The organism is Roseburia intestinalis L1-82 (assembly GCF_900537995.1).
Taxonomy (GTDB): Bacteria; Bacillota; Clostridia; order Lachnospirales; family Lachnospiraceae; genus Roseburia; species Roseburia intestinalis.
Genome location: NZ_LR027880.1, coordinates 955,124 through 968,637 on the forward strand (window position 1 = coordinate 955,124; position 13,514 = coordinate 968,637).

The 13,514-nt window shown below is 42.0% G+C and carries 13 protein-coding genes; 10 read left to right on the forward strand and 3 right to left on the reverse strand.

Translation table 11 applies throughout. The features are described from left to right. Window positions 1-102: 102 nt before the first annotated feature. On the reverse strand, window positions 103-396 hold the full coding sequence (locus RIL182_RS04525) for a DUF4870 domain-containing protein (protein WP_015559342.1): 294 nt from the start codon (window positions 394-396) through the stop codon (window positions 103-105). A 350-nt stretch (window positions 397-746) separates the two neighbouring features. Between RIL182_RS04525 and RIL182_RS04530 the strand changes: the two genes are divergently transcribed. The 4 genes from RIL182_RS04530 (at window position 747) to RIL182_RS04545 (ending at window position 5,657) form a co-directional block, all read left to right on the forward strand. Further along, window positions 747-1,454 (forward strand): response regulator transcription factor, encoded by a 708-nt coding sequence (locus tag RIL182_RS04530; RefSeq protein WP_006856500.1) that lies wholly within the window; start codon window positions 747-749, stop codon window positions 1,452-1,454. Beyond that, entirely contained in the window at window positions 1,426-3,720 is a 2,295-nt protein-coding gene (locus tag RIL182_RS04535; protein WP_006856499.1) for a sensor histidine kinase, read from the forward strand. Before RIL182_RS04530 ends, RIL182_RS04535 begins: the two co-directional genes overlap by 29 nt. A gap of 400 nt (window positions 3,721-4,120) precedes the next feature. Next, entirely contained in the window at window positions 4,121-5,032 is a 912-nt protein-coding gene (locus RIL182_RS04540; RefSeq protein ID WP_006856498.1) for a S1 RNA-binding domain-containing protein, read from the forward strand. Between the two features lie 169 nt (window positions 5,033-5,201). After that, window positions 5,202-5,657: a MarR family transcriptional regulator gene (locus tag RIL182_RS04545; protein ID WP_006856497.1), complete on the forward strand. Its 456-nt coding sequence runs from the start codon at window positions 5,202-5,204 to the stop codon at window positions 5,655-5,657. A 103-nt stretch (window positions 5,658-5,760) separates the two neighbouring features. On the opposite strand, the gene RIL182_RS04550 is transcribed toward RIL182_RS04545, so the two are convergent. Continuing rightward, window positions 5,761-6,855, reverse strand: coding sequence for a lytic transglycosylase domain-containing protein (locus RIL182_RS04550; RefSeq protein ID WP_006856496.1), 1,095 nt, complete (start codon window positions 6,853-6,855; stop codon window positions 5,761-5,763). 163 nt (window positions 6,856-7,018) lie between these two features. Between RIL182_RS04550 and RIL182_RS04555 the strand changes: the two genes are divergently transcribed. From RIL182_RS04555 to RIL182_RS04570, 4 genes are read left to right on the forward strand one after another with little or no spacing between them, the layout of a single operon-like run. Then, on the forward strand, window positions 7,019-7,780 hold the full coding sequence (locus tag RIL182_RS04555; protein ID WP_006856495.1) for an AzlC family ABC transporter permease: 762 nt from the start codon (window positions 7,019-7,021) through the stop codon (window positions 7,778-7,780). Next, on the forward strand, window positions 7,770-8,102 hold the full coding sequence (locus RIL182_RS04560; protein ID WP_006856494.1) for a branched-chain amino acid transporter permease: 333 nt from the start codon (window positions 7,770-7,772) through the stop codon (window positions 8,100-8,102). Before RIL182_RS04555 ends, RIL182_RS04560 begins: the two co-directional genes overlap by 11 nt. A 17-nt stretch (window positions 8,103-8,119) precedes the next feature. Then, window positions 8,120-9,403: a diaminopimelate decarboxylase gene (locus tag RIL182_RS04565; RefSeq protein WP_015520098.1), complete on the forward strand. Its 1,284-nt coding sequence runs from the start codon at window positions 8,120-8,122 to the stop codon at window positions 9,401-9,403. A 34-nt stretch (window positions 9,404-9,437) separates the two neighbouring features. Further along, window positions 9,438-10,184, forward strand: a complete 747-nt coding sequence (locus tag RIL182_RS04570) for a hypothetical protein (protein WP_006856491.1) — start codon at window positions 9,438-9,440, stop codon at window positions 10,182-10,184. A 19-nt stretch (window positions 10,185-10,203) separates the two neighbouring features. On the opposite strand, the gene RIL182_RS04575 is transcribed toward RIL182_RS04570, so the two are convergent. After that, on the reverse strand, window positions 10,204-10,497 hold the full coding sequence (locus RIL182_RS04575) for a hypothetical protein (protein ID WP_006856490.1): 294 nt from the start codon (window positions 10,495-10,497) through the stop codon (window positions 10,204-10,206). 260 nt (window positions 10,498-10,757) lie between these two features. Here RIL182_RS04575 and RIL182_RS04580 point away from each other — a divergent pair, with 260 nt between their 5' ends. Both RIL182_RS04580 and RIL182_RS04585 read left to right on the forward strand, forming a co-directional pair. Further along, complete coding sequence (locus RIL182_RS04580; RefSeq protein WP_243128698.1) at window positions 10,758-11,951, forward strand: transposase; 1,194 nt, start codon at window positions 10,758-10,760, stop codon at window positions 11,949-11,951. Window positions 11,952-12,197: 246 nt separating this feature from the next. Continuing rightward, window positions 12,198-13,481 (forward strand): trigger factor, encoded by a 1,284-nt coding sequence (locus RIL182_RS04585; RefSeq protein WP_006856487.1) that lies wholly within the window; start codon window positions 12,198-12,200, stop codon window positions 13,479-13,481. The last annotated feature ends 33 nt before the right edge of the window (window positions 13,482-13,514 follow it).

The window sequence follows — 13,514 nt, forward strand, 5'->3', positions numbered from 1 at the left end:
TGCCTGTTTTAGCAGGCAGGTCTGTGCACAAAAAAAGAAACCCGGCTTTGGGGTCATGAACCTTAAAGCCGGGTTTTTACATAATAATGTTTTTTTAATATCTTAGTTTAAAATCTTAATACTTCCTAAAAGTGGAAGCTCTTTTTCTTCATCTTTGCAGGCATATACTAATCCCATGATCCAGAAAATAAAGAATACAATGGAGAGAATGCCGCTGACAGCCCATCCACAGATCGGAATGCGCGAAATAATAATGCTGTTGATCAGTGATGCAAGGTATAACACCAGTGACTGGTTTAAATGAAATTTTGCACCCTCTTTGTCACCGGCGCAGAATGCAATCAGCCAGCCGATAAGCGTGATGTAGGAAACGATTCCTGTTGTTTTCTTGTCCATAAGTAAACCTCCTCGAAAATTTAATAACATTTGTATTCTAACACTCCTATCAGCAAAATGCAAAAAATATAGAGAAAAAAAGAAAATTTTGCAGAAATTAAGGAAAATGTAAAGTAAATCTTTTGAAAATCTTTATCTTTTTCTGCGGGCGTTCTTTGCATTCGGAAGGTAAGATAATACACAAAGGAGGATAAGAGCAGAAATAATTCAGGTGTGCCGGAAATAACATAAGATTTGTTTCATTTTGATAAGGTAAATGATATACTGATAGGAAGTGTGGCAAAAAGGAATATCTGCGGCACAGAAAGAAAAGGGGAGAAGTGTGAAAATCTTTCACACAGACAAAAATAATGGAACAGTACAATATTTTAATCGTAGAAGATGACAAAGAGATCCGTGATGGAATCGAGATATTTTTAAAGAGTCAGAATTACAATGTTTATAAAGCGGCAGACGGTGTGGAAGGATTAGAGATTATTGAGAGCAAAGAGATACATCTTGCGATCGTGGATATCATGATGCCGCGGATGGATGGTGTCACAATGACATTAAAACTCAGGGAACATCATGATTTTCCAGTCATTATGCTTTCTGCAAAGTCGGAGGAGACGGACAAGGTCATTGGGCTTAATATCGGTGCGGATGATTATGTGACCAAACCGTTTACACCGTTAGAGCTGATGGCGCGTGTCAATTCCCAGCTCAGACGTTACACAAAATTCAATAACAGAGGGCAGAACAAAAAAGAAAACGACAGGGTGCATGTCATCGGCGGAATCGAACTGAACGAGGATACGGTTGAAGTATTTGTGGATGGTAAACCTGTGAAAATGACACCGATCGAGTTTAAGATTTTAGCACTTCTGATGAAAAATCCGGGAAGAGTTTATTCGGCAGACGAGATTTACGAACGTGTCTGGAATGAAAAAGCAATCAATACAGATACGATCATGGTGCATGTGAGAAATATCAGGGATAAGATCGAGATCAATCCGAGAGAACCAAAATATTTAAAGGTGGTGTGGGGCGTTGGATATAAAATGGAAAAACAGCCGTAAGGCGGGGATTGTGATAACAGCAGGGTTTCTTCTTGTTTTAGCAGTTATCAATTTTTTATGCTATCCGGGAATCAATCGCAGAAGCAAAGACTGGATGCAAAAGACAGAAGCAGCAAAAACAGGTGCAGACAGTGATACGCAGATTCGGACACAGTTTCTGAAAAATCTGTATGAGGGATTTTATCTGCTCGATCTGGAATATCAGAATCAGAAGAGTGAGACGGAGATGTCAGCAACAGATCTTTATATCGCATCTTATGCAAAAGCGGATGAAACCGACAGGTGGGAGTCACAGGAACAATTAGAGCAGGTAACCAATGATGAAGTATTGTCGGTGATGGATGAATGGAGCAGTCAGTTTGAAAAAATCCGTTCCCAGATTGATTATTGCGTCATGGAATCCGAAGATGGAAGTAAACTGAAAAATACAACGCAGAATTTAGAGAGCGTACTCGGTGGAGAGGAAAAGGATGTCAGTGAACAACTGGCACAATATTACAGCGAATTGTTTGCGGTAAAATTTAATGAAGTCGGGGCGATGGAAGTAATTCCTCTGCTGTCAGACAGGGAAAATAGCGGCGATCTTTTAGTAAAATCCTTAGGGGCACAGGAACGCAGTGAACTGTTAAAAACTAATCTGGAAGAGTATTTTAATCCAACAGACATGCCCGTGCTCAAAGGACCGGAAAATATAGAGTTTGTGATCGGTATTTCCAAAGAGAAAGCATCTGAAAATATTCTTTATGATTCTGGCAGTGATGAGGAAGAAGATTATTTTGAAAAGCTGTCCGCCTATAAAATTAATGGGGCACTTCCATTGTATGGCGCATCTGTTGTAGCGGTGATCGCATTTATGTTTTTTATGACAGGGAAAAAAGCCGGAGGCAATATCTTAAATGATGGAAAGGTACATGCTTACGCGGCAGAACTTGGAGTCACAGGTGTGATCTGCGGACTGTGTCTGCAGAATTACTTTATGGAACTTATCTGGTCATATGGATTTGATTCATTTTCGGATGCGGCAGATGAACTGATGGGTGGACAGGTTTATGATGTTGTGATCAGCGTACTTACTGCAGTTGGAACTTTGTGGCTGATCTATGCAATGTGGTTTGCAGCCGCATATCTGCTGAGACCGGTATTTTCAGTCGGACTATGGGAATATGTTAAAAGATACAGTCTGGTCTATCAGATCTTCCCATGGATAAAAAAACAGTTTAAAAAGACAGGCAACCGGATCAGACAGTGGTGGAACACACTCTCCGGGGAGATCACACACATTGATTTCAGTGAGGAAACGACAAAACTGATCTTAAAAGTTGTCGTTATAAACTTTGCAGTGCTTGCAGCCTGTTCCTTGTTCTGGTTCTTTGGGATCGGTGCATTAGTTGTCTATTCGATCGTCCTGTTTTTTATTATAAAGAAACATTATGAGCAGATCAATAAAGATTATCATGCGATGTTAGATGCCATGCAGACGATCGCAGAAGGTAATCTTGATCAGGAGATTCAGGGGGATTTTGGCATATTTAATCCGTTCCGGGACGAACTTGCGCAGATCCAGACCGGTATGAAAAAAGCAGTGGAGGAAGAGGTAAAGAGCCAGCGTATGAAAACAGAACTGATCACAAATGTTTCACATGACTTAAAAACACCGCTCACTGCCATCACGACATACATTGAACTGCTGAAAAAAGAAGACATCACGGAGGAAGAAAGGCGTTCTTACATTGATACTTTAGAGCGTAAATCACTGCGCCTTAAGGTGCTGATCGAAGATCTTTTTGAAGTCAGCAAGGCAAACAGCAATAATATCGTACTTAATAAGATGGAACTTGACGTTGTAAACCTGATCAAACAGGTCAGCATTGAACATGTGGATAAGATGAAAGAGCGGGGACTCGAACTTAAGTGGAATGTGCCGGAAGAAAAGGTACTGCTGATGCTGGACAATCAAAAGACTTATCGTATTTTTGAGAATCTGTTTGTCAATGTGGTCAAATATGCAATGCAGGGCAGCAGGGTTTATCTGGAGGTGCGAAAGAAAGCATCCCTTGTGGAAATAATCTTAAAAAATATGTCCGCCGATGAAATACATATCAGCGGTGATGAGATCACGGAACGATTTGTGCGCGGCGACAGTTCAAGAAACACAGAAGGTTCCGGACTTGGTCTTGCGATCGCAAAAAGTTTTACCGAAGCCCAGGGCGGCGAATTCCACGTCGAGGTCGACGGGGACCTGTTCAAAGTTGTCATTTTGTTTTAGGGACGGGTGTGTTATAATACCGTTTAGAATATAATGATGTTGGGATTAAATAGTGTATTCACAACGTAACGGCTGGCAACTTGCACAAAGCCGGGATTATTTTTGTGACTTTGGTAGAAAATTAGAAAATCTTAGTATGTCTGTCTATTCACAGTGATGTTCTGCCATGGATGGCAGAACAAGGCAGCATCGAGTCAGGGATGACTCGTTGCTGCCGTTCACGTCACTTTGAAAAAATCTAATTCAGGCATACTTAGTTTTTCTTATTTTCGGACATCGGAACAAAATAGGCACGACTTTGTGTAAGTTGCCAATCAGAAATCTTAAATGCACTATTTGATCCCAACATCATATATACTGACGATTTGAAAATGATATTAACAAATGGGAGGATAACAAAATGGAAACAATGGACGACTACAAAGACGAACTGGAAGCCTCTTTCCGCAGGATCAACGAGGGAGACATCATTTCCGGTACAGTCATTGATGTAAATGAAGAGGAAGTGACTCTGGATTTAAAATATTATGCGCAGGGAATCATCAAAGTTGCTGATCTGAGCAATGATCCTGATTTTAATATCATGGAACAGGTACACAAGGGAGATGTGATCGAGGCAACTGTGGTACAGACGGACGATGGTGCCGGAAATATCGTACTTTCCAAAAAAGAAGCGAACGATATACTCGCATGGGATAAATTAAAACAGATGATGGAAGATGAGACAACAGTCAAAGTCCGCATCAAAGAGAGCGTACCGAGCGGCGTTGTCACCTATCTGGAAGGCATCCGTGCATTTATCCCGGCATCCCAGATCACACTTGACTATGTGGAAGATACTGACGCGTGGATCGGAAAAGAGATCGAGGTACGCGTGATCACTGTGGATGCAGAAAAAGAAAAACTTGTTTTATCCGGCAAGGCAGTAGCAAGAGAGGCAGAAGCCGAAGAACGTAACCACAAGATCTCCATGATCGTGCCTGGCACTGTCATGGAAGGAACTGTTGAGTCACTGATGCCATATGGTGCATTCATAAACCTTGGAAACGGACTGAGTGGTCTGGTACATATTTCACAGATCTGTGAGCGCCGTATCAAAAAGCCGTCCGAAGTGTTAAAAGAGGGACAGAAGGTAAAAGTAAAAGTTGTCAATACCAACGATAATAAGATCAGCCTCAGCATGAAAGCACTGCAGGAAGAGATGGTTGATACCGAAGGTGTTGCAGAGGAAGAATTAGAAAAATATACCGATACAGAATCCACAGGCACCAGCCTGGGCTCTTTACTGGCAGGATTTCACTTTGACGCGTAAGCAGTAAAAACATCAGAGGCATCAAGAGACAAGAATCTTGACGCCTCTGTTTTTTGCCCCAGAATCTTTGTCATACATTGTTGACAAGGAAACAAACTTGCGCTATATTAAAACAGAAGTAATTGTTGACAAGGAAACAATATTTGCTTTTATGTAAGGGAGTGGATGTATGAAAGAGCAGGAACTTCTGTTAAAAGAGCTTGCGCTGATGTTAGAGCGGCAGGACATGCTCTCGAAGCTGACCGAAGGGAAATGTCTCGATGAGTATGGATATTCCGAGACACACTGTATTGATTATATCGGAAGGTTAGAGCTGCCGAATGTCACAAAGATCGCAGAACATATGGGGATGACAAGAGGCGCGATCAGCAAAATGACAAAGAAGCTGTTAGCGAAAGGTCTGATTGAAAAATACACTTTGGAATCGAACAAAAAAGAAGTCTATTTTAAACTGACGGATCTAGGAAAAATGTTGTTTGAGGAACATGCAAAACGTCACAAACGCTGGGAAAAAAGGGATATGGAGTTTTTGTCCCATTATTCTACAGAGGATGTAAAGACGGTGTATCAGTTTATGAAAGAATTTAATCACTACTTAGAGGGACAGATTGAAGAATTATCATAACGATGTAGGAAAGTATGAAACAGTTACGGATCAGACAGAAGTTTTGAGATCCATAGGATCGACATAAAAATTGCCTGCGGGCAATCCGCAGGCAACAGGATATTTAAGATTCACTGTCAGTGTCTGTACTGACATCGTCATTAGTATCTGTGCTGACAGCTGCATCAATATCTGTGTTTGTTTCAGTATCAGTATCTTCGTCCGTATCTGTTTCTGCAGAAGGAATCACGCGTACAGGGATGTCTTTTGTGATATCTTCAATTGTTTCAGAATCAGAATTTATGGAAGTAAGGACTGCAGTGCGGTCGGATGGGGTTTCAGAGGTACTTCCCACAGCAGATGATGTAGTATCCGTATTCTGTAAAGCAGAAGAGACATCTGTTGATGTTGTCTGACCAGATATCATATTTTTCAATTTTAAAATAGCGGTTAAGATATCGAGTGCATCTTTGCTGATATTTTTGGATGAGAAGAAATCAGCAAGCATCTGATTTGCCTCATCTCTCGCACTTCCGGTCAGATTAAAAATAGAAGAAAGCTGATCTGAAACAGAAGATACGGTATTTGAAACAGCAGAACCAAATTCTTCCATATAAGAGAGTACTTTTTTGACGTAATTCTGTGTCTCGGTAAAAGGCGGGATGCCGCCGTATTTGTCCACATTCGCGCTGCCGGCATTGTAAGCGGCGAGCGCAAGGGAGATATTTCCCTGATAATTGGATAATAACTGGCTGATATATTTTGCACCGCCCATGATATTTTCTCTTGCATCATAGGAATTGGAAACACCAAGAGCAGCAGCGGTAGATGGCATTAACTGCATGATCCCGACAGCGCCTGCATTGCTCACGGCAGAGGGATTGAAGCCGGATTCTGCTTTGGCGATCGATTTTAATATAATAGAAGAAACACCATAGGAATTGGCGGCCTCTTCAAAAATAGAGTCAAGTTCGCCTGAAGTATAGGAATTTGCAGAGGATGCAGTTGTCTGGGCTGCGGATATCCCTGATGTATCTGCGCCTGTGGTACCGGTCTGTGAGGTATTCTGGCTGTTTTCCAAAGCTTTTGTACTGTCAGCTAACGCAGCCGCAAAATCATCCGTATTAGACTGTTTTGCAGCTTCGGCACGCTTTGCAGCCTGTTCATTGATGCGGCTGACTAATGCGTGATCCATATAATTTAAAACGGTAATACTCATTCATAACTCCTTTTCGTGTAAAACGCGACTAAAAAGAGTATAGCACATGTTTTTGCAATAGTGAAGTTTTTGTTGAAAATTGTCTTGATGTATCACAAAAATTGTTGTAGAGTACATAGTGCGACAAGCTAAAGTGATAAAGTAACAGGGATAGAAAAAAGAAATGGATTGTGAAATAGAAAAAAACAAAGTAAGTAAAAAAGCTTCCTATGAAAAAGCGTTTAAAGCTGCATTTCCATATACAATACCGGTCATGACGGGATATCTGTTTATCGGTATGGCTTTTGGAGTGATGATTCAGGAAAAAGGGTATAATTTTCTGTGGGCAATACTGATGAGCGTCCTGTGTTATGCAGGGAGTGGACAGTATCTCGCCGTGAATTTTTTTGCGCCGGGCGTGAGTCTTTTACAGGTAATTTTCATGGAGTTTATGTTAAATATCCGGCATATTTTTTATGGTCTGTCGTTATTAGAACGTTTTGCAAAGATGGGGAAGAAGCGTCTGTATATGATCTTTTCCCTGACAGATGAAACATATTCCTTATTTTTTGTCACGAAGGTGCCAAAGGATGTGGAAGAAGGACAGTTTTTATTTGCAATCGCACTGTTAGACCAGCTTTACTGGATCATCGGTTCCGCAATCGGGGCACTGCTTGGATCAGTACTTCCAATCGACACGACAGGAATTGATTTTGCGATGACGGCGTTGTTCGTCGTGATCATGGTGGAGCAGTGGATGGAGTCAAAAAACCGTCCGAGCGTACGGATCGGACTTGGATGCGGACTGGTTTGTCTTCTGATCTTTGGCGCAGACAATTTTATTCTGCCGACCATGATCTGTATTATGCTGATCCTGCTTCCGTGCAGAAAGTTTTTGGATAAAGAAACAGACCAGAAAAAGGAGGTAGAGCATCATGCCGGTTAGTGTGGCGCGTTCACTTGTTATCATTGCAGCAGTTGCGGGAACGATCTTTTTTACAAGACTCTGCCCGTTTTTATTCTTTCCGCCGGGAAAACCGATCCCGCCGGTGATACAGTATCTTGGAAAAGTATTGCCGCCGGCAGTCATCGGAATGTTGGTGATTTATTGTTTAAAGGCGGTAAGTATCACATCCTATCCATATGGATTACCGGAGTTTATAGCGGTGGCAGTAGTGATACTGCTTCATGTCTGGAAACGAAACAACCTGCTTAGTATCGGCGTCGGGACAGTGCTTTATATGGTGCTGATACAGGCTGTATTTTAATAAAATGGAGGAATATTATGAAGAAGAAACCTTTTGTAACCAAAGAACAGCTCGAAGAGATCGTAAAAAAATATCCGACACCGTTTCATCTCTACGATGAAAAAGGAATCCGTGAAAATGCGAAGGCGGTCAAGGAAGCATTTTCCTGGAATCCCGGATTTCGTGAGTATTTTGCGGTAAAGGCAACGCCAAACCCGTACATCCTTGATATCCTAAAAGAATATGACTGCGGCTGCGACTGTGCATCCTTAACAGAACTGATGTTGGCAGACTCTCAGGGATTTGACGGAAAGCACATCATGTTTTCCTCAAACGATACACCTGCCGAGGAGTTTAAATTTGCCAATGAACTTGGTGCGATCATCAACTTAGATGATTTTACCCACATTGACTTTTTAGAGAAAACGATCGGCAAAATTCCTGAGACGATCAGCTGCCGTTATAATCCGGGCGGAGTCTTTAAGATGAGCAATGGCATCATGGATAATCCTGGTGATGCCAAATATGGTTTTACACATGAGCAGATCATCGAGGGATTTAAGATCTTAAAAGAAAAAGGCGCAAAACATTTCGGCGTACATGCATTCTTAGCGAGCAACACCGTGACAAATGAATATTACCCGAAACTGGCAAGACAGTTGTTCGAACTGGTTGTGGAACTGCGTGACAAGACCGGATGTGATATCCAGTTTATCAACCTTTCCGGCGGTGTCGGTGTGCCTTATACACCGGATCAGACACCGAACGATATCCGCGTGATCGGACAGGGGGTCAAGGAAGCTTTTGAGGAGATCTTAGTTCCGGCAGGACTTGGAAATATCTCTATTTATACAGAGATGGGACGTTTCATGTTAGCACCTTACGGCTGCCTTGTGACGAAAGCAATCCATGAGAAACACACCTATAAAGAGTATATCGGTGTGGATGCCTGTGCAGTCAACCTGATGCGTCCGGCAATTTACGGGGCATATCATCACATCACCGTTATGGGAAAAGAGGACGAGCCTTGCGACCACAAATATGATGTGACAGGTTCCCTCTGCGAGAACTGTGATAAATTTGCCATTGACCGTATGCTGCCGAAGATCGATATGGGAGATCTGCTTGTGATCCACGATGCAGGAGCACATGGTTTCTCCATGGGATATAACTATAACGGAAAACTGCGCTCCGCAGAGGTATTGTTAAAAGAGGATGGTTCCACCCAGCTGATCCGCCGTGCGGAGACACCGGATGACTACTTCAGAACTTTTGACTGCTTTGATATTTTAAAGGATATGAAGCATCCGGAGAGAAAATAAGACTTCATTCTGCAAGAGGAGTGTGTCATGTGTCATGTGTATTGATGAATTGAGGTTTGAAGCTGCAAAAAACAGAGTGATCTGGATAAACAGGGAGCGTCAGGGAATCGGGACGCTCTCAGAGAAAACGGTACATGCCGTTTTGAAAAATTATTATGCGCCGGATACGGATATGCACGAAATCCCAATCGAAAATTTTGTGGCGGACATTTTTACGGGGACCGAGATCATTGAGATACAGACACGCTCCTTTCAGGTTATGCGGAGAAAACTGGATGCGTTCTTAAAAATCTATCCGGTCACGATCGTCTATCCGATCCCGCATGTCAAATGGCTTTCGTGGATCGATGAGGAGAGTGGCGAGATGTCACCGAAGCGCAAGTCCCCCAAAAAAGGAAATCCGTATGTGGCATTTAAAGAATTGTATAAAATACGTCCGTTTTTAAAAAATGAAAACTTAAGATTTCGGTTTGCACTGATCGATATGGAGGAGTACCGCCTGTTAAACGGCTGGAGCCGAGATAAAAAGAAAGGCAGTGAGCGCTACGACCGGATCCCGGTGCAGTTTGTGGAGGAAGTCTGTATTGAGAGACGGGAAGATTATATGCAGTTTATCCCATTTGACCTGCCGGAACCTTTTACTACGAAAGATTTTTCAAAATCTGCAAAAATTCCGTTGTCGCTTGCACAGACTGTGCTTCTAATTCTGACGGATTTAGAAATCGTGGACAGAGTGGGAAAACAGGGGAATAGTTACCTGTATAAAGTCTGTGAGATATAAGAAAAAGGGTATCTGGATTTTAATAGTTACTCACGATCAGTCTGCGCCGGAACACGGAATCCATATGATCGAGTGTATGTCTTGCCTGGGAATAGCGGTTGCGGTTGGTATGGATGACATAAAACTGGTGTGCACCCCGGTATTTTTCGCGCAGAAAAAATGGTATCTTAATAAAACTCCGCGTAAATGGAATCTGATTTTCAATCAATAACTGTGCCGCCTGATCACTGATCCGCTCATTGGTTGTGCGGCATAACTCTATATCTTTGTCGAGATGTTTTGTATCTTTTCCTAATATAAGTGCTTTTCCCATAGTTTCTTCCCCTTTTTCAAAAAACTATCATATACGATAACTTTTGTCCAGAGATTTCGCTTTAAAAAATAAAAGCCCCTGTTCTGCCTGTGAATTCCAGGCAAAGCAGGGGATATCAATTTTGGGTATCAAATTACTGTTTTTTTCTGTATAATCACTCAAAAAGGACACCTTTTATTGTATAATTATGTTATGGAACAAAACATACGAAAGAAGGTGTCCTGAATGAAAAATTAGCATTGAAGAAACTGCTAACTTATATGAAGAGTGTATATAAAATCCCGCAAAAAATCAAGTGTTTAACGGACGAAAGAAAAAGAAAATCTATTCCATTGTTTAACATTGTCATGCCGGTACTGCTTTTTCTGATGCTGCAGTATGAAAGTTTCCATACCATTTTTTCAGCCCCTGAAAGCATGTCGAAAAGACTGAAAAACTGTATCAGTGGAAGGATTCCAAAAGTTGATGCAGTCCGCGACCTTCTCTCCAGAATAAACCCGGATGAAATACGCAGCATACATGAAGAAATGATTGATATCATAAAACGTAACCGGGTATTCCGGGAAGGAACGATAGGCGGATATGTTGTGGCAGGTCTCGATGGTGTGGAATTATTCAGCAGTACAAAAAAATCCTGTCCGAACTGTCTGAGCCGAAAAAAACACACAGGGGAAACCGAATACTTTTACCGGAGTGTGGTGTGCATGATTATAGGTAAATCGCCACACGTAATTCTGGGGCAGGAAATGTTAAAACCAAGGGATGGTTCTGGGAAAGACGAAGGAGAACTGACAGGCGGAAAAAGGTTGATTGAGCGGCTGAAGAAACGGCATGGACATTTTGCGGATGTGATTGTGGCGGATGCGTTATATCTGAATGCTCCATTTATCAACACTCTGAAGGAAAATGGTCTGGAAGGGGTGATACGCCTGAAAGACGAAAGAAGAATGATTTTTCAGGATGCAGAGCGTCTGTTCAAACAGGATGAGGGAAAAAAGGCATCTTTCTGGAAAGGGAAAAAGAAGATTGAAGTATGGGATCTTTCTGGTTTTAAGATGGAAGGGTGTCCATATAAACTGCGTGTGGTGCGGTATCATGAGCAGTGGGAAGAAAATGGAAAAGAAACAGAGCGTTTCATGTGGCTTGTAACGACTCTGGAAGCGGCAGACTACCGAGTCTTATGGGAAATGATGCACCGCAGGTGGGACATTGAGGAGAATGGTTTCCATCAATTGAAAACGTATTACCACGCAAAGCACTGTTACTGTCGAGATGCGGTTGAAACCATATTTAATCTGATAATCATAGGCTTTAATGTAAGAGAGTTATATTTGTACCGAAGAAGCCGGAACTTTGCAGGAAGTGGTATAAGCCGAAAGAGCATAAACCGGATTTTTTGCGATGAGCTGCTAACAGAAAAAGTGAAACAGATTTTATGTGAAAAAGGCGGATAGAAAATCAGCAGAAAAAATATATAGGGAAAAAGCAGGGGGAATTTTGCGCGTATTGACCAGGAACGAAGGGTAACCGCAGATGGAATGCTGATAACTGGATTATTTATAAAAATGCATAGATAAAAAAGTTAAAAGCGAAATCCCTGACTTTTGTCAAACATACTTTTATTTTTGCAGAAATTGTGGTATGTTATTAAAGTTAGACGGAAAAGCTTGTCTTAAAGGATTAGAAAGGTAATTATAATTATGAAGAAAAAAGTAGTAGTATTAATGCTTTGTACGATGATGGCAGTCACTGCACTCGGATGCGGCGGGAAGAAGAATGATACCGCAGAGGGGACAGAGGCTGCAGAATCAGTAAACGGCACGGAAACAGCAGAAGGAACAGAAACAGTGGAATATGAGAGTCCTTCTTATGATCTGGATCCTTCCGATTATGTGACACTCTGTGATTACAGCAGGGTTCCGGTTACGATCACAGGCGATTATGATGTGGATGACCAGGATGCAAAAGATTATTTTGAGCAGATGTTTTCTTATTACGGACCGTTCTACGTTGCAGATGATACCAAAACAACCGTTGGAGATGGTGATATCGTAAACGTGGACTATGTTGGAAAATTAGACGGAGTGGCATTTGATAATGGAAGTGCCGAGGATCAGAATATCGATGTGGACAATAACTGTTCCGCAGGAAGCCAGTCAAGCTCCTTTATTGACGGCTTTACAGATGATCTGAAAGGTGCATCTGTCGGTGATGTTATTGACAGCGATGTGACATTCCCGGATAACTATGGCAATGCAGACCTTGCCGGAAAACAGGTTGTATTCACATTTACCGTCAACTCAATCCAGAAAGAGATGACACTCGATGATGTGGATGACGATTTTGCGCAGAAACAGTTTCAGGCTGACACAGTAGATGATATGTATGCACAGATTAAATCATTCCTTGAAAGTCAGGCCAGCAGCAATAAGGACAGTGACACTTACACAGCAGTGCAGGAGTACCTGTTAGAAAACTGTAAAGTGGATATCCCGGAAGATTATCTGACAGCCCGTGTCAATGATTATGAGAAACAGTATGTACAGAATTACTGTGATGGGGATGCATCCAAACTTGAGGATTACGTCAGCAGCCAGTACAACATGACACTTGATGAGGTGCGTCAGGAGTGGAAATCAGGCATGGAGAAAAATATTTCCATGGAGTTTATCACAGGTGCGATCGCAGCAAAAGAGGGCACCGAGCTTGACGAGGACGGATTTTCTTCTTATGTGCAGACTCTGATGAGCAATAACAGTCTGTCATCTGAAGACGATTTATATAAGAACTATGGCTACGGTGATGCAGCTTATGGTGAAAAATATTTAAGACAGGTCTATGTTGATAATCTTGCATTGCAGTCTGTCAAAGATAATGCGGATGTGACTGTGGAAGCTCCGGCGGAGACAGAGAGTACTGAGGGCACAGAGAGTGCAGAACCGCAGGAAGCTGTCGACGCTGCCGAGACAGAAACAGCAAATTAATCAAATAAATATCCCAAAAGAAGACCAAAGAGA